16 protein-coding genes and 2 pseudogenes are annotated in these 19,293 nt (G+C 57.1%); 11 read left to right on the top strand and 7 right to left on the bottom strand.

Annotation, left to right across the window (positions count from 1 at the left end; genetic code table 11):
* Positions 1 to 8: 8 nt before the first annotated feature.
* A complete protein-coding gene (locus H8F22_RS15780; protein WP_027926613.1) occupies positions 9 to 1,004 on the bottom strand; it encodes an ArsR/SmtB family transcription factor in 996 nt (331 codons plus the stop codon).
* A 273-nt stretch (positions 1,005 to 1,277) separates the two neighbouring features.
* Here H8F22_RS15780 and tkt point away from each other — a divergent pair, with 273 nt between their 5' ends.
* From tkt to fba, 6 genes are all read left to right on the top strand, one after another.
* Positions 1,278 to 3,275 carry a transketolase gene (gene tkt / locus H8F22_RS15775; protein WP_194940436.1) on the top strand — a complete coding sequence of 666 codons (1,998 nt, stop codon included), beginning with the start codon at positions 1,278 to 1,280 and terminating at the stop codon, positions 3,273 to 3,275.
* A gap of 175 nt (positions 3,276 to 3,450) precedes the next feature.
* Positions 3,451 to 4,512, top strand: a complete 1,062-nt coding sequence (epd, locus tag H8F22_RS15770; RefSeq protein WP_027926615.1) for an erythrose-4-phosphate dehydrogenase — start codon at positions 3,451 to 3,453, stop codon at positions 4,510 to 4,512.
* Positions 4,513 to 4,529: 17 nt separating this feature from the next.
* Complete coding sequence (locus tag H8F22_RS15765; protein ID WP_027926616.1) at positions 4,530 to 5,693, top strand: phosphoglycerate kinase; 1,164 nt, start codon at positions 4,530 to 4,532, stop codon at positions 5,691 to 5,693.
* A gap of 34 nt (positions 5,694 to 5,727) precedes the next feature.
* A complete protein-coding gene (locus H8F22_RS15760; protein WP_027926617.1) occupies positions 5,728 to 5,949 on the top strand; it encodes a hypothetical protein in 222 nt (73 codons plus the stop codon).
* A gap of 56 nt (positions 5,950 to 6,005) precedes the next feature.
* Positions 6,006 to 6,338: an MliC family protein gene (locus tag H8F22_RS15755; RefSeq protein ID WP_059182035.1), complete on the top strand. Its 333-nt coding sequence runs from the start codon at positions 6,006 to 6,008 to the stop codon at positions 6,336 to 6,338.
* 128 nt (positions 6,339 to 6,466) lie between these two features.
* A complete protein-coding gene (gene fba, locus H8F22_RS15750; RefSeq protein WP_008081027.1) occupies positions 6,467 to 7,531 on the top strand; it encodes a class II fructose-bisphosphate aldolase in 1,065 nt (354 codons plus the stop codon).
* A gap of 114 nt (positions 7,532 to 7,645) precedes the next feature.
* Here fba and H8F22_RS15745 read toward each other — a convergent pair whose 3' ends face one another.
* Both H8F22_RS15745 and H8F22_RS15740 read right to left on the bottom strand, forming a co-directional pair.
* A complete protein-coding gene (locus H8F22_RS15745) occupies positions 7,646 to 8,182 on the bottom strand; it encodes a hypothetical protein (protein WP_194940435.1) in 537 nt (178 codons plus the stop codon).
* A gap of 607 nt (positions 8,183 to 8,789) precedes the next feature.
* Positions 8,790 to 9,389: pseudogene (locus H8F22_RS15740) on the bottom strand (transposase); the annotation flags it as partial.
* Positions 9,390 to 9,601: 212 nt separating this feature from the next.
* On the opposite strand from H8F22_RS15740, the gene H8F22_RS15735 reads away from it, so the two are divergent.
* Entirely contained in the window at positions 9,602 to 9,790 is a 189-nt protein-coding gene (locus H8F22_RS15735) for a hypothetical protein (protein ID WP_156428517.1), read from the top strand.
* A gap of 628 nt (positions 9,791 to 10,418) precedes the next feature.
* Here H8F22_RS15735 and H8F22_RS15730 read toward each other — a convergent pair.
* Positions 10,419 to 10,711, bottom strand: a pseudogene (locus H8F22_RS15730) (fructose-bisphosphate aldolase).
* Positions 10,712 to 11,392: 681 nt separating this feature from the next.
* Positions 11,393 to 12,061, bottom strand: coding sequence for a polysaccharide lyase family 7 protein (locus tag H8F22_RS15725; protein ID WP_027926622.1), 669 nt, complete (start codon positions 12,059 to 12,061; stop codon positions 11,393 to 11,395).
* 323 nt (positions 12,062 to 12,384) lie between these two features.
* On the opposite strand from H8F22_RS15725, the gene H8F22_RS15720 reads away from it, so the two are divergent.
* Genes H8F22_RS15720 through H8F22_RS15710 form a run of 3 tightly spaced genes read left to right on the top strand, consistent with a single transcriptional unit; the run spans position 12,385 to position 15,367 of the window.
* On the top strand, positions 12,385 to 14,508 hold the full coding sequence (locus H8F22_RS15720) for a putative bifunctional diguanylate cyclase/phosphodiesterase (protein ID WP_027926623.1): 2,124 nt from the start codon (positions 12,385 to 12,387) through the stop codon (positions 14,506 to 14,508).
* Between the two features lie 45 nt (positions 14,509 to 14,553).
* Positions 14,554 to 15,045, top strand: a complete 492-nt coding sequence (locus H8F22_RS15715) for a M48 metallopeptidase family protein (protein ID WP_027926624.1) — start codon at positions 14,554 to 14,556, stop codon at positions 15,043 to 15,045.
* Between the two features lie 25 nt (positions 15,046 to 15,070).
* Complete coding sequence (locus H8F22_RS15710) at positions 15,071 to 15,367, top strand: winged helix-turn-helix domain-containing protein (protein WP_027926625.1); 297 nt, start codon at positions 15,071 to 15,073, stop codon at positions 15,365 to 15,367.
* A 97-nt stretch (positions 15,368 to 15,464) separates the two neighbouring features.
* On the opposite strand, the gene H8F22_RS15705 is transcribed toward H8F22_RS15710, so the two are convergent.
* Complete coding sequence (locus H8F22_RS15705) at positions 15,465 to 15,917, bottom strand: GNAT family N-acetyltransferase (RefSeq protein WP_027926626.1); 453 nt, start codon at positions 15,915 to 15,917, stop codon at positions 15,465 to 15,467.
* Between the two features lie 256 nt (positions 15,918 to 16,173).
* Here H8F22_RS15705 and H8F22_RS15700 point away from each other — a divergent pair, with 256 nt between their 5' ends.
* Positions 16,174 to 16,911, top strand: a complete 738-nt coding sequence (locus H8F22_RS15700) for a substrate-binding periplasmic protein (protein WP_027926627.1) — start codon at positions 16,174 to 16,176, stop codon at positions 16,909 to 16,911.
* Positions 16,912 to 16,936: 25 nt separating this feature from the next.
* Here H8F22_RS15700 and yccS read toward each other — a convergent pair whose 3' ends face one another.
* Positions 16,937 to 19,120: a YccS family putative transporter gene (gene yccS, locus H8F22_RS15695; RefSeq protein WP_027926628.1), complete on the bottom strand. Its 2,184-nt coding sequence runs from the start codon at positions 19,118 to 19,120 to the stop codon at positions 16,937 to 16,939.
* Positions 19,121 to 19,293: the final 173 nt, after the last annotated feature.

Raw genomic sequence — 19,293 nt, 5'->3', positions numbered from 1 at the left:
TCCTGAATTTACCGATGGTGAGTGTCGCCAGCCGGTCGCTGAAAATGGCGGACCTGGATCTGGAAACCATTACGTAAGCCTACATAGAGGCTTTCCCCGGGAACGAGTCCCGCAGCGGTGGCCCAACGGGCCAAATCGTCCTGTTCAAACCCCAACCAGAGATCACCGCAGGCCTCCCTGGCCCAACTCTGGTTGTGGCTACATAACTCTGTCACGAGCAGGCTACCGCCCGGTTGCAGCAAGTCGGCCATGTGCTTGAGCGCTTCGGCCGGCGCGGCGAAATGGTGCAATACCATGTTCAGTACAACGCAATCGGCCTGAAGACTGACACCGTTCAATGCATCGGCCAATTGCAGGCTGACGTTAGCCAGCTTTTCACGTTCGCAGACCTGGCGCGCCAGTTCGAGCATCGCCGGGCTGTTGTCCAGCGCAGTGACTTCAGCGAAACGGCGCGCCAGTTCCGGCAGAAATTCGCCGTCACCGGGGCCGACTTCAATGGCCGTGGCGCCTTTGCCGAAACCCAGCTTGTCGAGCAAGGCCACCACGCTTTCGCGGTATTGCGGCAGGCCGGCGATCAAGTCTTGCTGGGCGCGAAATTTCTCCGCAACCCGTGAGAAAAAGTCCTGGCTGGCCGCCGCTCGTTGCCCGTGCACCTGACCAATCCGCGACTGCACATCAGTCGGCAGGGTCAGGTTGTCCACTTCTTCCAGCAGGGCGGCGTGCAGCTTGCCGCCCAGCAGGTCGGTGTGGGGCAGCGCACGACGGTAGAAAATCGCGTTGCCTTCACGGCGGGTCGCCACCAGGTCGGCCTGGGCCAAGACCTTGAGGTGATGACTCATGCCGGATTGGCCGATGCCGAAGATCTGCGCCAGTTCCAGCACACCGAACGAATCGTTGGCCAGGGCGCGCAATACATTCAGACGCAGAGGGTCGCCGCCGGCCTTGCAGAGGGCCGCCAGCTCGTCGCAATCGTCATGTTGAATGGAAGGCACGCGTAAATTCATAAGGCCAGCAGTCTAGTGACGGGTCGAAATCACTGCAAGAGCAATATCAAAAAGTTTTGATATTGCTCGATAGATGGCACTTCTCGACGTTAGGTTCTGTCAACAAACGGACAGCGGAAAGGTTTCACCCGTCGAAACCGCCGTTATCACATGGAAAAACGCCTCCAGATGACTATCTGTCATTGCCCCGAGGCGGCCCGGTGAGGGAAAATGCTCGCCTTTTTTCCGATTCGTTTTATTCACTCTCGATTCAATATCCGCAGGAGAACAGCGATGCCCAGCCGTCGTGAGCGTGCCAACGCCATTCGTGCCCTCAGCATGGATGCCGTGCAAAAAGCCAACAGCGGCCATCCCGGTGCCCCTATGGGTATGGCGGATATCGCCGAAGTACTTTGGCGTGACTACCTGAAGCACAACCCGAGCAATCCATCGTTCGCCGACCGTGACCGCTTCGTGCTGTCCAACGGCCACGGTTCGATGTTGATCTACTCGCTGCTGCACCTGACCGGCTACGACCTGTCGATCGATGACCTGAAAAACTTCCGCCAGCTGCACAGCCGCACCCCGGGTCACCCGGAATTCGGCTACACGCCAGGCGTTGAAACCACCACCGGTCCACTGGGCCAAGGCCTGGCGAACGCCGTCGGTTTTGCCCTGGCAGAAAAAGTCCTGGCGGCGCAGTTCAACCGTCCGGGCCACAACATTGTCGACCATCACACCTACGTGTTCCTGGGTGATGGTTGCATGATGGAAGGCATTTCCCACGAAGTCGGCTCCCTGGCCGGTACTTTGGGCCTGGGCAAGCTGATCGCTTTCTACGATGACAACGGCATCTCCATCGACGGCGAAGTCGAAGGCTGGTTCACCGACGACACGCCGAAGCGATTCGAAGCCTACAACTGGCAAGTGATCCGCAACGTCGACGGTCATGACCCGGAAGAGATCAAGACCGCGATTGAAACCGCGCGCAAAAGCGATCAGCCAACCCTGATCTGCTGCAAGACCACCATCGGTTTCGGTTCGCCGAACAAGCAAGGCAAAGAAGACTGCCACGGCGCCCCGTTGGGTGACGCGGAAATCGCCCTGACCCGCAAGGCACTGAACTGGAACTACGCACCTTTCGAAATTCCAGCTGACATCTACGCCGAGTGGGACGCCAAGGAAGCCGGTCGCGCGACTGAAGCCGAGTGGGATCAGCGTTTCGCTGCTTACTCCGCTGAATTCCCTGAACTGGCCAACGAACTGGTGCGTCGCCTGAGCGGCGAGCTGCCGGCTGACTTCGCTGAAAACGCCTCGGCTTATATCGCTGAAGTCGCGGCCAAGGGCGAAACCATCGCCAGCCGTAAAGCCAGCCAGAACGCGCTGAATGCCTACGGCCCGCTGTTGCCTGAACTGCTGGGCGGCTCCGCTGACCTCGCCGGTTCCAACCTGACCCTGTGGAAAGGTTGCAAAGGTGTTACGGCTGAAGACGCCAGCGGCAACTACATGTACTACGGCGTTCGCGAATTCGGCATGAGCGCGATCATGAACGGCGTGGCGCTGCACGGTGGTCTGGTGCCTTACGGCGCGACCTTCCTGATGTTCATGGAATACGCGCGCAACGCAGTACGCATGGCTTCGCTGATGAAGAAGCGCGTGGTGTTCGTCTACACCCACGACTCCATCGGTCTGGGCGAAGACGGCCCGACTCACCAGCCAATCGAGCAACTGACCAGCCTGCGCAGCACGCCGAACCTCGACACCTGGCGCCCGGCCGACGCCGTTGAATCGGCCGTGTGCTGGAAGCTGGCACTGGAACGCAAGGACGGCCCTTCGGCGCTGATCTTCTCGCGTCAGAACCTGCAGCACCAGGATCGCAATGCCCTGCAAATCGCCGACATCGCCCGTGGCGGTTACGTGTTGAAGGACTGCGACGGCGAGCCTGAGCTGATCCTGATCTCCACCGGTTCCGAAGTCGGCCTGGCGGTTCAGGCTTACGACAAGCTGACCGAACAGGGTCGCAAAGTGCGCGTTGTCTCGATGCCTTGCACCAGCGTGTTCGATGCTCAGGACGCCGACTACAAGCAAGCGGTTCTGCCGTTGCAAGTCAGCGCCCGTATCGCCATCGAAGCCGCTCACGCGGACTACTGGTACAAGTACGTGGGCCTGGAAGGTCGCGTGATCGGCATGACCACCTACGGCGAGTCGGCGCCTGCGCCTGCCTTGTTCGAAGAGTTCGGTTTCACCCTGGAAAACATCCTGGGTCAGGCTGAAGAGCTGCTGGAAGACTGATCCGGATCAGGTGTCGCCTGAGCGACGCCTTCGCGGGCAAGCCCGCTCCCACAGTGTTTTCGGTTGCTCACACATGTTGTGTACACCAACGAACCTGTGGGAGCGGGCTTGCCCGCGAAAGCGGTGGTTCAGGCAACACCACGCTAACGGTTTCACCACGGTAATCGAGAACCCCATGCCTCAACCGCGTCCTTACAAAGTTGCACTCAACGGCTACGGCCGGATTGGTCGTTGCGTCTTGCGTGCGTTGTTTGAGCGAGGCGAAAAGGCCGGGTTTGAAATTGTCGCGATCAACGATCTGGCTGACATGGCCAGCATCGAATACCTGACACGCTTCGACTCCACTCACGGGCGTTTTCCCGGCGAAGTGCGGGTTGAGGGCGATTGTCTGCATATTAATGGCGACTGCGTGAAGGTCCTGCGCAGTGCTACCCCCGAAGGCATCGATTGGGCGTCGTTGGACGTCGATCTGGTGCTGGAGTGCTCCGGCGCTTATCACACCCGTGAAGACGGCCAGCGGTTCCTCGACGCCGGCGCGCCGCGCGTGCTGTTTTCCCAGCCGATGGCCAGCGAGGCGGATGTCGACGCCACCATTGTCTACGGCGTGAACCAGGATTGCCTGACCGGCGACGAACTGCTGGTGTCCAACGCGTCCTGCACCACCAACTGCGGCGTGCCGCTGTTGCGTCTGCTGGATCAGGCCATCGGCCTGGAATACGTGTCGATCACCACTATTCACTCGGCGATGAACGATCAGCCGGTGATTGACGCCTACCATCACGAAGACCTGCGCCGTACCCGTTCGGCGTTCCAGTCGGTGATCCCGGTGTCCACCGGTCTGGCGCGCGGCATCGAACGCCTGCTGCCGGAACTTGCCGGGCGAATTCAGGCCAAAGCCGTACGAGTGCCGACGGTTAACGTGTCTTGCCTCGACATTACGATGCAGACCGTCAGCGACACCGACGCCACCGAGGTCAACCGGATTCTGCGCGAGGCCGCCACCAGTGGCCCGCTCAAAGGCTTGCTGGCCTATACCGAGTTGCCTCACGCCAGTTGTGATTTTAACCATGACCCACATTCGGCGATCGTCGATGCCAGTCAGACTCGAGTTTCCGGCCCGCGGCTGGTGAACATCCTGGCCTGGTTCGACAACGAATGGGGGTTTGCCAACCGAATGCTGGACGTTGCAGAACACTATCTGCAAACAGCTACTCCAACAGCTTCTCCAAAACAGTAACTCAGGAATTGCGACCCATGACCGTGTTGAAGATGTCCGACCTCGATCTGCAAGGTAAGCGCGTACTGATCCGCGAAGACCTCAACGTCCCAGTCAAGGACGGTGTTGTCACCAGCGATGCGCGAATCCTGGCCTCGCTGCCGACCATCAAGCTGGCCCTGGAGAAAGGCGCGGCCGTGATGGTCTGCTCGCACCTTGGCCGTCCGACCGAAGGCGAATTCTCGGCCGAGAACAGCCTCAAGCCAGTCGCTGACTACCTGAGCAAGGCCCTGGGCCGCGAAGTACCGCTGGTCGCTGATTATCTGGGCGGCGTCGACGTGAAAGCCGGCGACATCGTGCTGTTCGAAAACGTGCGCTTCAACAAAGGCGAGAAAAAGAACGCTGACGAACTGGCCCAGCAATACGCCGCCCTGTGCGACGTATTCGTGATGGACGCCTTCGGCACCGCGCACCGTGCCGAGGGTTCGACCCACGGCGTGGCCAAGTTCGCCAAAGTCGCTGCCGCTGGCCCGTTGCTGGCCGCCGAGCTGGACGCACTGGGCAAAGCCCTCGGCGCCCCGGCCCAGCCAATGGCTGCCATCGTTGCCGGCTCCAAGGTCTCGACCAAACTCGACGTGTTGAACAGCCTGAGCCAGATCTGCAACCAGTTGATCGTTGGCGGCGGCATTGCCAACACCTTCCTGGCCGCTGCCGGTCACCCGGTCGGCAAGTCTCTGTATGAACCGGACCTGCTGGACACCGCTCGCGAAATCGCTGCCAAAGTCAGCGTGCCATTGCCGGTGGACGTTGTGGTTGCCAAGGAATTCGCTGAAAGCGCGACCGCTACCGTCAAGCTGATCGCTGATGTGGCTGCCGACGACATGATCCTGGACATCGGCCCGCAGACCGCAGCGAATTTCGCCGAGCTGCTGAAGTCGTCCAAGACCATTCTGTGGAACGGCCCGGTTGGCGTGTTTGAATTCGACCAGTTCGGCAACGGCACCAAAGTGCTGGCCCAGGCTATCGCCGAAAGCTCGGCGTTCTCCATCGCTGGCGGCGGCGACACCCTGGCGGCCATTGATAAATATGGCGTTGCGGATCAGATCTCCTACATTTCTACCGGCGGCGGCGCTTTCCTCGAGTTCGTCGAAGGCAAAGTGCTGCCAGCCGTTGAAGTCCTGGAAAGCCGGGCGAAGGCCTGAGGCCGCCCATTTGACCAGGCAAAGGAGTGTTTACATGGTCAAGACGTTAACGCTGTTGATCGCAGCGGGCATGCTGGCGGCTTGCGGGAGTAACCCGAAAGCCACGCCGGAGCCTGCGCCGCAGTCGCAGGAAAAAGGCTGCTACCAGGCCGACTGGCAAGCGGAAACCAATCCTGTGCTAAACAAGCGTTCCGGTCCCGATGGCCTGGATAAATACGAGACACAGACACCCGCCAAGGAACATGGTTGTCCTTGACGGGTCTGACTCATTACTCAGGGCTGGCGGCGTGCGCCGTCAGTCGAGGAACATGGATGAAAGGTTTTATCGCCGTTACGGCGTTGGCGTTGCTGGCCGGTTGCGCTCAGTTGAACCTGTTCCAGTCGTCCGCCCCCGTGGATAACTGGACCACCTGGACCTGTGACAGCCAGGCCAAAGTGCTGTGGCGCTACACCGACGACAGCCGCAAGGAAGTCGACGTGCGCCTCGGCGGAGCCGATCAGGTGTACCGCTTGAAGCAGGAGCCGGGCGCCGAAGGTTCGCTGTACAGCAATGACATGCTGGCGTTTCACATAAAAGGTGAGGAAGGCCTGGTTTACTGGGTCGCCACCAATGATTTGATTGGCCGCGGTTGTAAAGCGCAGTAATTGACAGATTCAGGCAACACCCGAATTCGCAGCCCGGGCTTTACCCCCGATCTGCAATAACTTGAATAGCCGCCGCCGCTACGGCAGGCTGGCACGATTAACGACCCAAACCGGGAGAGACACACACAATGGCACTTATCAGCATGCGCCAGATGCTGGACCACGCAGCCGAGTTCGGCTACGGCGTTCCAGCCTTCAACGTCAACAACCTTGAGCAGATGCGCGCCATCATGGAAGCCGCTGACAAGACTGACTCTCCGGTGATCGTCCAGGCCTCGGCCGGTGCTCGCAAATACGCCGGCGCCCCGTTCCTGCGCCACCTGATCCTGGCGGCGATCGAAGAATTCCCGCACATCCCGGTGTGCATGCACCAGGACCACGGCACCAGCCCTGACGTCTGCCAGCGCTCCATCCAACTGGGCTTCAGCTCGGTGATGATGGACGGTTCTCTGGGCGAAGACGGCAAGACTCCGACCGACTACGACTACAACGTCCGTGTTACCCAACAAACCGTGGCCATGGCTCACGCCTGCGGCGTTTCGGTAGAAGGCGAGTTGGGCTGCCTGGGTTCGCTGGAAACCGGCATGGCCGGTGAAGAAGACGGCATCGGCGCCGAAGGCGTTCTGGATCACAGCCAAATGCTGACCGACCCGGAAGAAGCCGCTGACTTCGTCAAACGCACTCAGGTTGATGCCCTGGCCATCGCCATCGGCACCAGCCACGGCGCGTACAAATTCACCAAGCCACCTACCGGCGACGTGCTGGCCATCGACCGCATCAAAGAAATCCACAAGCGCATCCCGAACACCCACCTGGTGATGCACGGTTCCTCTTCGGTTCCGCAAGAGTGGCTGGCGATCATCAACCAGTACGGCGGCGACATCAAAGAAACCTACGGCGTGCCGGTTGAAGAGATCGTTGAAGGCATCAAGCACGGCGTGCGTAAGGTCAACATTGATACTGACCTGCGTTTGGCGTCGACCGGTGCGATGCGTCGCCTGATGGCCACCAACCCGAGTGAATTCGATCCACGTAAATTCTTCGGCGCGACTGTGACTGCGATGCGTGATGTTTGTATTGCTCGTTATGAAGCGTTTGGTACTGCGGGGAATGCTTCGAAGATCAAGCCGATCTCGTTGGAAGCGATGTATCAGCGGTATTTGAAGGGTGAGTTGAACGCTAAGGTGAACTAATTCTTCCGTGTTTCAGTAGTTAAAAAAACCCGCCGATCGGCGGGTTTTTAATGGAGTTACTCTTGGTTTCAAAGAAACAATAGAATGTTTTGTATTTAGTTATATAAGTCAAATTTAATTTGGCACCCAGTCAATACGGGCCCCTTCGCGTCGAAAATCCTCATACGCTGCGTTGAATCCTTCATATTCACCGCTTGCCTTTATTCGCTGTAGAATTTTACCTGCATCTTCTATCTCTGATTCGGTGGGTTGGTTTATATCAAGTCCAAATTGTGCGTTCTTTGCTCTAATGTAATCTATTTGGGAAGCCCCTGTGTTGCGTCCGGATAGTTTTTTATGATGAGTTTTCATCATTTCTTCCGCAGCTTTTTTAGTAGCTTCATTTTCCGCGGATGCAAGTTGCTTAAATGTCTGAAATTGGTTGATATTAGAGAGGGGGTGTAATTTTTTCAATAAGTCGTAAATATGGAGGTGCTGATGGTCATCCTCTTTGGGTAAGCAAAAGTCTAGTTGTTCCTCTGATTGTTCCTCTGATTGTTCCATAGAGCGTAGTTCTTTCTCGGAAATTAATGTTTGTATATCGCCGCGTTCGAGCTGGGACTTGATAAGTGAGGCAACATAAGATTCGTGGTAATACGGCAAGCTGGCCATGGAAGTGTTCCCTCACTAATTAAGTTAGAAAATCAGAAGCTAAGAAAGAGTTGGGTTGGCTTTTTTATTCGTTTTTCTTTAGCAGTGCTGCATGGAAGAGAATAGGTGTCGGTCTCTCTATCCGCACCTGTAAAATCTGACAGTTTTTAATATCCTTTTGCTATAAATAAACCAGCTTGCACTTAGCGGATGGGACGAAAGCGTACGAACAAAAAACCCGCATAAATGCGAGTTTTTATTGCTTGAAAATCGGCTACTTGGCTTTAGGTGTATCTAACCTGCGGATTCCACGCGCATTTGGACACCCATTCCACGAACACTTGGACAGCGATTCCACGCTGACTTGGACACTCATTCCACGGCCACTTGGACACTGATTCCACGAGCACTTGGACAGTGATTTCTCACTGATCCGACCCACGCTCAGGCAGGCGGCAACGTAGGACTATTCACTACACGCTGAAGGGTATAGCGAGCAAGGCGTACATTGTGAGTTTTACCGAGTTCGGTGAAATAGAGATCTTCATCCAGCCAATGATTTTCAGCCGATTCGTTGAGACAGACTAAAAGGGGACAGATTTATTTAATAATCGTCCCCGGCGTTATTTTATTCGAGTTGCTTCGCAGGTCTGCCTTGCGCTCGATGAGATATTCGCAGGCCAGTAATTTTTTCAATCTCGTCTGTGAATCGTGGATTGCCCGTCAATTGTCCGCGCTGAAGGGCTCCTCGGATCAACTGCAACTCCGAGGAGGGAATCCTCTGCTCCATAAAGGAGGTATAGCGAGCAAGTCGCTCGGCGTGAGTATTACCCAATTCGGCAAAGCAAAGATTTTCATCCAGCCAATGATGTCCGGCCGCTTCGTTGAGGCGCAGGTGCAAGCTCGACCAGGGGTAATCCTGTGCACGCTGTACCATTTGCGCTCGTACCGGATTTAGCTCGATGTATCGACTACAAGCCAGCAAATAGGTGTCGGATTGAACCACGCTGGATTTGTATCGACTCTCCCACAAGGTACCGGAGCGTCCCTCCAGCTTGTTGCGATAGCGCGTCATACGGCCCGCCAGGCCTTTCATCAATTGCCCGAGACTCGCGTCTCCTGGTGCGAGGAGTAAGTGGACATGATTGGTCATTAAACAGAAGGCATAGACTTTAACGTCATATAGCGTTTTGAGCTCTCGCAGATCTTCGAGATAGCGCTGGAAGTCGCCCGCTCGGATTTGTTTTCAGTCTCGTCTGCTTTTCAGTTATCTCTGCTATCGCAAAAACGTATGAAAAACTGTCATTTATTACAGGTGATTTAATGCTGGTTGCTGCCTATTGTTTGATATGTAAGTCGAGAGGAAAGGGGAAGAGGTGGATTAAATAATCTGCTCCATTTTTCTTATTGGTCCTTTATTTGTTGTGTGTGAGGTGAGTTATGAAAAAAACTACTGCAATTATGTTTCTAGTTATGAGTCTTTCCGCCGCGTGTGGATTGGCTGTTGCTAAAGATACAACTCAGGGCGCGTCTTATGACGAAACAGGACATTCTTCAAAAAACGTCTTTGCTGCTGAGTGTACCAAGGAGAATTATGATCCTAAAAATGAAAACTGTAAAAAGAAGTAGAGGGCTAAATGGATCTCTCCCTGAGAGATCCCCGCAAATTTACTCTAGATTCTGCGCCTGTTGATGTACTTCGTTTCTTGACGATAATTAAATAAATGTGTCCCCATTGTTCTCATCTTCATATTTTAAGTAAGGGGGTTGCAATATGTATCTGCCAAGAAAAATACTTGTTTTATTCGTCACGTTTTCTTTAATGCTGTTTCTATCTCTCAGCTTGAGAGCTGAAGACTCAGAGTATACGTGTAGTTATAGGTCTCATAATGGGGAGGTTTCTAAAGCCTTTAAAGCTGGCTCAGTTGATGAGGCAAGAGATAAGGCGCATGCGGAATGGGAAACACGAACGAGCCCTTATCTCCTTAAGCGAGAGATTTATTGTGGTAAGAAATAGAGTGTTAAACAGGTCTGTCTGTGGAGCATGTGTAGCAGACTATCACTGTCTATCAGCAGGACGGGGCAGTCGGTGGTGTAATTAAATAAATCTGTCCCCATTGTTGTTCCAGTTGGTCCTCCGTTGAGTAGGCGTTGTTTGAGTGTTGTTGGCGAACTTCGAGTTTTAAGTATTAAGATTTGGTGTTTGTGCCTTTAATAAAAACCCGCTATGCGCGGGTTTTTATTGCGTGAATATTTGCTAGCGAACTTTAGGTAATTCGAACCCTCGCTGCTCGATTACCCCAAACACGTCAGCGATATCCTGGACCAGGATTCGCGCAATGTGGTGACGGTGTTGATATCGTTTTCGGCGTAATCGGGGAGGCTGGTGCAGGCCATCAGGTTCAGGTACTTGAGGACGGCGTTGAGACGTTCACTGACGCAGTTGTGGAGTTCGCGTAGCGGGGCGTCGCTGTCGATGAGAAGGACGGGATAGTCGGTGGACAGCTGGGACATTGGGGTAAAGCGGCGTGGCGGTTGCTGATTGCTCATGGAAAATCCTTAACTCAAAAAAAGAATTTGCCACCGTCTGCTGCGAAACAAATTGGGTGGCAACTGCGCGCGGGTTCGCAGACCGAGGAGTTAAGACCCGGCAGACCAGATGGTCTCCCACGCACAGCCGCCATAAAAAGAGCACAGGCAAAGTTGCCGCGCCGTATTTTGACGGTTGTGGATCTAACTCGCTAGGGCTGCGAAACCCTATCGCCAACAATGGTCAGCGACAGGCCAACTTTAGGCAGCAATTTCGGCATTCACAACCGGGCTGTAGGACGTACATGCGGTCATTGTGGCGAGGGAGCTTGCTCCCGTTCGGCGGTGCAGCTTCCGTAAACCGGGCGGTGTGGCGTGTCTGTGGGAAAGGAGTGGCAGGGTTTGGGGCTGCTTCGCCGCCCAGCGGGAGCAAGCTCCCTCGCCACGGCCGGAGGCGTCCTACAAGTTTTTCGGACGCTCAGTTGGTCGGTAGCAGCTGTCGAGCGTGCAAGACTGAGTTCAGCAGCGCAGCAGTCGTCTATCAGGCAACGTATTCATTCAGGCGGGCGGGGTTTACCGGGATTGCGTGGACTTCGTCCTCGGACGCAGCCTCGCAGGCTCGGCAGCTGCTACAGGGGATGAGGTGTATTTAGGATGGTGAGGGACGCGTTACCACGCCGGAGCGTGGGAACGATCAAAGGATTACTTGTCGTGATCAATATCCAGCTTGCTGAACGTCACTTTCCCGCCTTCGCTGGTGTACCCGGTGTGGTCTTGCACATAGACCCCGGCCTTGAAATACAGCGGCTTGTCGCGCCACGTCGCGCTGATGTTGGTGTCCCACTGGTAGCCAGCCGCGCTGATGCCCAATGCACCGCCGGGGCTCAGGTGGATGAGGTAGGAAAACTCCTGATCAAGTTTCACCCCGGTGGCGATGGTGATCACCCGACCTTCATCGTCATCCGGATGCATGCGCACTTTGGCAACGATGTTGCCGGTGGCGGTGCTGGTCTTGTACTGATACTCGACCTTCACCATCGGTCTTTGGCTTTCATACGCATGGATCTGGCCAATAACGATCTTTCCTGAACTCGGTACCTGATTCACCGCCAGCGTCGCCCGCAGGGAGTTGTCGGCGTCCGGGTAGAGCCAGTTTTTCAGGGTGCCGTTGCTGTAGGTTTCTCGAAGTTCAGTGCGGGGATACTTTGCATTGGCTGTTTTAGAGCCGGTGACGGGTGCCCAGAAAAACAAGGTGCCGGTGTCTGAGTGGAAGTATTGGTCCTTGAAGCCGTCCACCAGTTTGGCGGTTTCAACGGTATACGGCGGATTGCCAACGGGAACGCTGAGGTTCCAGGTTGCGAGATCGATCATAGACAAAGCTTCCACAAATTTTTGCTGCACGCGCGTGCCAGAAGCTCTAGCCCGCGCATCGGGGGGCGGTCTTTATAAGCGTACGAGGCCACTTTGTTAATGCCCATCCGGCAGAGATTTGGCGTCAACGTCCTGTCGAAATGCCATCTTTCCCGGTTTTCGGGGCTTTCAGGACCGACCGTTAGTCGGCAAATGAACGCGTTAGTTAAATGATGGCGCTCTGATGGCTTCTGCTTTTGTGGATCCCGGTCTAGAGTGAAGGCCTAGTATTTGTCCGGTTTTCACGAGAAACCGGCCTGACGTCCCCGAACAAGAGAAGCAGCATGGAATGCGCGCAACCCACGCCAGCCGAAGGCAACTCGGTCCTTTTAATCGTCGATGATTACCCTGAAAACCTGATCAGCATGCGCGCGTTGCTTCAGCGCCAGGACTGGCAGGTGATGACCGCAGCCTCCGGCTTTGAAGCGCTAAACCTTTTGCTCGAACACGATGTCGACCTGGTGCTGCTCGATGTGCAAATGCCGGGCATGGACGGTTTTGAAGTCGCGCGCCTGATGCGCGGCAGCCAGCGAACCCGCCTTACACCAATCATCTTCCTCACCGCCAACGAACAATCCCCGGACGCGGTGATCAAGGGCTACGCCAGCGGCGCGGTGGATTACCTGTTCAAACCGTTCGATCCGCAAATCCTCAAGCCTAAAGTCCAGGCCCTGCTGGAACACCAGCGCAATCGCCGTGCCTTGCAGCGCTTGAGCCACGACCTGGAAGTCGCACGCGCGTTTAATGCCTCGGTGCTGGAGAACGCGGCCGAAGGCATTCTGGTGGTGAGTGAGGACGGGGTTATCCAATTTGCCAACCCGGCGATGTCGCGGCTGCTGAACGCAACGGTGCAGGAGCTGCAAGGCAGGGATTTTCTGGACTTCCTGCAAAAACCGCACATCCCGGTCTGGCTGGAATCCGAAATTTATACCGGTTACCGGCGCGGCGAGACTTTGCGCCTGCATGATGCGCTGTTGCGTACTGCGCCCGGCCAACAGGTGCCGGTGGCGCTGTCATGCGCGCCATTGCCTGCGGAGCAGCACGCGATGGTGGTGACGGTGCTGGACATGTCGGTGGTGCGCCACCTGCATCAGCAGCTGGAGTTCCAGGCCGTGACCGATCCATTGACCGGCCTGCTCAATCGTCGGGGTTTCTACCAGACCGTGGAAAACCTGTTGCTGCGCGGTGAACGCACCGACAGCGCCTGGGTGCTGCTGTACCTGGACCTCGACGGCTTCAAACGGGTCAATGACTCCCTCGGCCACGATGCCGGCGACCGCGTGCTGCGCTGGGTGTCCGAGCAGTTGAAGGCCTGCTTGCGGCCGTTCGACATTCTGGCGCGGATGGGCGGCGATGAATTTACGGCGCTGCTGGACCTGGAGTTTCCCGAGCAGGCGGCGAAGATTGCGGAAAAACTCATCGAGCGGGTATCGATCTGTCAGCAGATCGATGGCCTGGAAATCACTTTGGGCGCCAGCATCGGGATTGCGACGTTTCCGGATTGCGGGGCGAACCTCGACGGTTTGTTGCGGGCCTCGGACATTGCCATGTACGAAGCCAAGCGCGCGGGCCGTCAGCAGTACCGTTTCTACGATCACGAGATGAACGGCCGGGCGCGTTCGCGGCTGATGCTCGAAGAGAGCGTGCGCACGGCCATCGAAAACCGTGATTTCAATTTGGTGTACCAACCTCAAGTGTCCATTGCCAATGGACAGGTTCGCGGGTTCGAGGCGTTGCTGCGCTGGCAGCACCCGAGTGTCGGCGATGTGCCGCCGGGGCTGTTTTTGCCGTTGCTGGAAGAGGCGCGACTGATCAGTCGACTGGGCAGCTGGATTTACCAGCGTGGAGCCGGGCAGCGAAAGGCCTGGGAAACCCTGTTTGCCGAAGATCTGGTGCTCGGCGTCAGTCTGAGCAGCACTCAGTTCGGCATGCCCAACCTGGTCACCGAGTTGCGCCAGGTGCTGGAGCGCCATGGCCTGCAACCGCGTCATCTGGAAGTCGAAGTAACGGAAGAAGCGCTGATGCAAAACCCGGAAGAAACCCATAAGACCCTGCGTCTGCTGCGCAATCTTGGGGTGCGGGTGGCTCTCGATGACTTTGGTTCCGGGCCCTGCTCGCTGGCGCATCTGCGGGACCTGGAACTGGACACGCTCAAGCTCGACCGGCATTTGATCTCCCGGCTGCCCGAGTCCTCCAGGGATGCCGCCCTGGTGCGCACTGTGATCGACCTGTGCAAGCAATATGGAATGCTGGTGATCGCCGAAGGGGTGGAAACCGTTGCGCAGTACCAATGGCTGCAAGCGAATGGCTGTGAGTACGTGCAAGGTTTTCTGGTGGCGCGGCCGATGATGGCCGAGGACGTCGGCGACTTTGTGCAGCCGTTCGACTGGAGCGCACTGAACAGTTGAATTCGCTACACTGGCGACCTTTTCGTGATTCGTGTTGCCGCCCCAATGACCGCGTTGAAATACCTCCAGGCCTATCCTGCTGCATTGCAGGATCAAGTGCGCCAGTTGATCGCCGACGATCGGCTGGGCGATTACCTGACCAAGCGCTACCCGGAAAAGCACGGTGTGCAGAGCGACAAGGCGCTGTACACCTACGCGCTGGATCTCAAGCAGGAATACCTGCGCAATGCTCCAGCCATCGACAAAGTGTTGTTCGATAACCGTCTGGACCTCACGCATCGCGCCCTTGGCTTGCACACCACGATCTCGCGGGTGCAGGGCGGCAAGCTCAAGGCCAAGAAAGAAATCCGTGTGGCCTCGCTGTTCAAGGAAGCGCCTTCGGAGTTTCTGAAAATGATCGTGGTGCATGAGCTGGCGCACTTTAAAGAGTCGGATCACAACAAAGCGTTCTACAAACTCTGCGAACACATGCTGCCGGGCTATCACCAGGTGGAGTTTGACCTGCGGGTGTACCTGACCTGGCGGGACATGCAATAACGGATCAACGGCCGGGAGTGTTTGAATGGAAGTCAGCAAGACCAAGAGCAGTTTTTACCGCCGGTTGTACGTGGCGTACTTGATCGACAGCGGGCTGGCGAGCAGCGTCCCGGCCTTGACCGAAGTCACCGGCATGCCCCGGCGCACGGCGCAGGACACGATTGCGGCGTTGGCGGACCTGGACATCATTTGCGAGTTCGAACAGGAAGAAGGTGCGCGCAATCATGCGGGGCGTTATCGGATTCGTGAGTGGGGGGCGATTGATCGGGGGTGGATCGAGCGGAATTTGCGGCAGATCAAAGAGGTGCTTGAGTACCCCTAGCTTTTGCGGTGTTGCAGCTGATGCCATCGCGAGCAAGCTCGGCTCCTACAGGATTGAGGTGATCCCTGTGGGAGCGAGCTTGCTCGCGATGGGGCCCTTAAGGCCGACGCATCCCAATGTGCGGAATGCCATCCTCGACATACTCCTCACCCGCCACCACAAACCCGTACTTCCCGTAATACCCCTGCAAATGCGCCTGGGCCGACAGGTAAACCGGCATGTCCGGCCAATGTTTCTCAGCCTGCTTCAACGCCTGCGCCATCAGCTCATGCCCAATCCCGGTGCCACGGGCCGTCGGGGCAACGATCACCCGGCCAATCACCACATCTCCTCCTTGTAGCTGCGGATCGAGCAATCGCAGGTAACCCACCAGCCGATTCTCTTCCCATGCCATCAAATGGCAGGTGTCACCTTCCAGGTCCTGGCCATCGATGTCTTGATAGACGCATTTCTGCTCGACGACGAACACCTCTGAGCGCAGTTGCAGAATGGCGTACAGCTGTTCCTTGCCCAAATCGCTGTGGTGTTTGCAGATCCAGTCAATTGTCATATTCACTTTCCTTGAGCATCGTCGCTCGATACTAAGCGTCCTGAGGATCATTGTCTTTATGGCGGGGAAATCTGTGACAAAGGCCAAAATGCCATCATTCATTTCGCGCGGCGCCGTCTTCTTTGTGTAATCTTCGATGACGCGCTGTGCAATGGCTTCAATGAGCTAATGTTGAGTACCTGGCTGCCGGTACACGGGTCTTGGAGTTTGGGCTGAAAAACACGTCGGGCTACCCGCTCGCTAAGGATTTTCTAGCATGCCGCGATTGCATCGAGCTTCTGCTTTGATCGTATTGCTGTGGCTGACACAAGGCGCGGCAGCGGAAAAGCTGCGACTGGTCGCCGACGCCTGGCCGCCCTTTACCGACGCGACGCTGGTCAACGGCGGTTTGGCGACGGACATCGTCACGACCGCGCTGGCACGCGCAGGCTATGCCAGTGATTTCGAGCAGGTGCCCTGGGCCCGAGCGTTATTGGGTGTAGGCGAGGGGCGTTATGACGTGCTGGTCAACGCCTGGTACACCGCTGATCGCACCAAGCTGGGCCAGTTCTCCGGCGAATATCTGGTGAATCGTGTGCGCTTCCTGAAACGCAAAGATTCGCCGATCGAATACAACAACTTGCAGCAACTGCACACCTATCCGATTGCGATCGTGCGCGGCTACGCCTATTCGCCAGAGTTCGATGACGACGCATCACTGCAGAAAGTCCCGGTGCATAACTTTTCCATGGCCGTGCGCATGGTCGCGGCGGACCGGGTCAAGTTGACGCTGGAAGATGAGTACGTCGCCCGTTATTACCTGGCGCGTGAATCATCCAAAGTGCGTAATGCGGTGGAGTTTCTGCCCAAGCCGTTGAGTGAGAACAGCCTGCATATTTTGGTCAGTCTGAAGAACCCGCAGCATGAGCAGATCGTTGCCGGGTTTGACCGTGAGATTGCCGAGATGAAGGCGGATGGCAGTTATCAGCGGTTGATGAAACAGCATGGGATGTGAGGCTGATCCGATGCCTCCGCAAGTCTCAAGCCTCACTGGTGTCTTTGATCAAATGCGCCGCCAATGTTCGCAGCGGCCCCAGTTGCCGACAAATCAACGCCAACTGCGTCTGCACCAACCGTTGCCCTTCATCGATTTCATCGGGCATCTGCTCAAGCGAATTGGCCAGGGCCTCTTCTTCATCACTCTGAATCGCCACCGGCGTTTTGCTCGCCAGGCCTTGGGCGATCTCATCGATGCTCGCTGCCAGGCTCACGCCGGCACCCTCAATCAACTGCTCGCGAACATCCGCCGGTAGCGCCGTTTCACGGTGCGCGCCCAGCCCGGACAAATAGCTGAGCAAGGTGTGCGACAGCACCAGGAAACGAAACCCGACATCCGCTTCTTTTCGGAAGTGCCCAGGCTCCATGAGCATGTTGGCCAGCGTCGTCGACAATGCTGCGTCGGCGTTGTGCGCGTTGCGTCGAGCCAGGCGATACGCCAGGTCGTCACTTTTGCCGGCGGCGTATTGCTGCATGATCTGGCGCAGGTAAATGCTGTTGCAGGTCAGGGTGTTGGCCAGAACTTTGTTCAGGCGTCGGCCCTGCCAGTCCGGCAGGAACAGGAACACCGCCAGCCCGGCGATCAGGCTGCCGAGCAACGTATCGAGCAGTCGTGGCAGGAACAGTCCGTACCCGTCGCCGACCTGATTGAAGCAGAACAGCACCATCAAGGTAATCGCGGCCGTGGCCAAGGTGTAGCGGGTGGTGCGGTTGATAAAGAACACGACGCCAGCGGCGATGGCGAAGCACGACTGAATCAGCGGATTCGGGAACAGATCGAACAGTGCCCAGGCCAAGGTCAGGCCGATCGCCGTGCCGATGATCCGCTGGCCGAGCTTGCGTCGGGTAGCGCCGTAGTTCGGCTGGCACACGAACAGCGTGGTGAGGATGATCCAGTAGCCTTGCGAGGGGTGAATCAAATGCACCATGCCGTAGCCGATGCTCAGCGCCAGGGGCAAACGCAGTGCATGGCGGAACAGCAGCGACGTTGGCGTCAGTTGTGTGCGCAAGCGTATCCACACATCTTTGAGGCTGCGCGGCGAACGGTCGAGCAGGCTGCTGTCGGTGGCATCGGCCAGGGCGTCCGGGTTGCTCGCGTCGCTGAGCAAGCGGTCGAGTGTCGAGAGGTTGGCCGTGAGCGCCCGCAGCGAGCGCAACAGGCCGCGCCAGGCCGGGTTGCTCTGGATGCGCAGGTGTTCGATGGAGGCGTTCAGGTCGCCCAGGGCTTCGGCGAAGCTTGCGTCGTAGACGAACGGCTGACGCATCTGGATCGATTCGGCCAAGGCGCGGCACGCCTTGCCTTGTTGACGCAGCAGGCGCTGACAGCGGAACAGCACGTCGCTGTGGAAAAACGCCTCGGCGAGTGCGTTGTAGGGGTAGTGTGACGAACTGGCGCGCTCGTGGATGTCCTGGGCGAGGAAGTACAGCTTCAGGTAGCGGCTGACTTTCGAGCCCGGCCGTCCGTTGCCGACCCGGTGCAAAATGATTTCCTTGGCGGCGTTCAACGCTGCCACCACCCGACCGTTCTGCTGGGCCAGTTCCAGGCGCCGGGCTTCAACGTCCATCTGCCGGATCGGCTCGAACAGCGACGATTTCAGCTTCAGGTAGAAACCCAGCTCACGGAACAACCGCGCCAGGCTCTGCTGCACTGGCTGGTTGGAAAACATTGCCTGCCACAGCACTGACAGCAAACCGTACCAGGCCGCACCGGCCACTAGCAGCACCGGTTCATGCCAGAAGTCGGTGACGGCGCCACCGCGCTGGTCCACGCCGATCATCGTGTAGACCGACAGAATCAGCGTCGCCGAGGCAATGGCGCCATAGCGTTCGCCGAGGGCGCCAAGCATGGTCAGGCCGAAACTGGCGAGGGCCAGGGCGATGATGAAGAGGTAGGGGTAGGGGAACAGCAGTTCGACGGAGAACGCGGCGACGCTGAAGCACACCAGTGTCACGGCGAGCGCATTGAGGCGGCCCTGCCAACTGTCGTCGGTTTCGGCCAGGGCGCTGGCGATGATCCCCAGGAACAACGGGATCAGCAGGCCCATTTCATCCTGATACCAACAGACCGCCATGCTGCCGGTCAGGGCGATGAACACCCGCACGCTGTAGCTGAATTTATCCAGCGCCCAGAGGCGACGCAGAGACTGACTGAGAGGAGTCGATGACATGAAGTGCGAAGGCCTTCCGAGGCAATGACGCTAAATTGAGCCAGTAATGACGCCGACGCAATGGCGTCGATCACATCTGACAGCAAAATCTGTTCCTTGATATCACACAGGGTCAATGTAGGAGTGAGCCTGCTCGCGATGAGGACGCTACATTCAACATCTCTGTCGACTGT

Origin of the sequence: Pseudomonas mucoides, assembly GCF_015461845.1 — a bacterium.
Taxonomy (GTDB): Bacteria; Pseudomonadota; Gammaproteobacteria; order Pseudomonadales; family Pseudomonadaceae; genus Aquipseudomonas; species Aquipseudomonas mucoides.
Note: the sequence above shows the minus strand (reverse complement) of the source record. Positions and strands in the feature narration are given on the sequence as shown.

Coding starts and splice junctions, on each gene's coding strand:
- H8F22_RS15735 (WP_156428517.1), top strand. CDS start 9,602: ATGAAAAAAACTACTGCAATTATGTTTCTAGTTATGAGTCTTTCCGCC.
- H8F22_RS15755 (WP_059182035.1), top strand. CDS start 6,006: ATGAAAGGTTTTATCGCCGTTACGGCGTTGGCGTTGCTGGCCGGTTGC.
- epd (WP_027926615.1), top strand. CDS start 3,451: ATGCCTCAACCGCGTCCTTACAAAGTTGCACTCAACGGCTACGGCCGG.
- fba (WP_008081027.1), top strand. CDS start 6,467: ATGGCACTTATCAGCATGCGCCAGATGCTGGACCACGCAGCCGAGTTC.
- tkt (WP_194940436.1), top strand. CDS start 1,278: ATGCCCAGCCGTCGTGAGCGTGCCAACGCCATTCGTGCCCTCAGCATG.
- H8F22_RS15765 (WP_027926616.1), top strand. CDS start 4,530: ATGACCGTGTTGAAGATGTCCGACCTCGATCTGCAAGGTAAGCGCGTA.
- H8F22_RS15725 (WP_027926622.1), bottom strand. CDS start 12,061: ATGATCGATCTCGCAACCTGGAACCTCAGCGTTCCCGTTGGCAATCCG.
- H8F22_RS15705 (WP_027926626.1), bottom strand. CDS start 15,917: ATGACAATTGACTGGATCTGCAAACACCACAGCGATTTGGGCAAGGAA.
- H8F22_RS15780 (WP_027926613.1), bottom strand. CDS start 1,004: ATGAATTTACGCGTGCCTTCCATTCAACATGACGATTGCGACGAGCTG.
- H8F22_RS15745 (WP_194940435.1), bottom strand. CDS start 8,182: ATGGCCAGCTTGCCGTATTACCACGAATCTTATGTTGCCTCACTTATC.
- H8F22_RS15700 (WP_027926627.1), top strand. CDS start 16,174: ATGCCGCGATTGCATCGAGCTTCTGCTTTGATCGTATTGCTGTGGCTG.
- H8F22_RS15760 (WP_027926617.1), top strand. CDS start 5,728: ATGGTCAAGACGTTAACGCTGTTGATCGCAGCGGGCATGCTGGCGGCT.
- H8F22_RS15715 (WP_027926624.1), top strand. CDS start 14,554: ATGACCGCGTTGAAATACCTCCAGGCCTATCCTGCTGCATTGCAGGAT.
- H8F22_RS15710 (WP_027926625.1), top strand. CDS start 15,071: ATGGAAGTCAGCAAGACCAAGAGCAGTTTTTACCGCCGGTTGTACGTG.
- H8F22_RS15720 (WP_027926623.1), top strand. CDS start 12,385: ATGGAATGCGCGCAACCCACGCCAGCCGAAGGCAACTCGGTCCTTTTA.
- yccS (WP_027926628.1), bottom strand. CDS start 19,120: ATGTCATCGACTCCTCTCAGTCAGTCTCTGCGTCGCCTCTGGGCGCTG.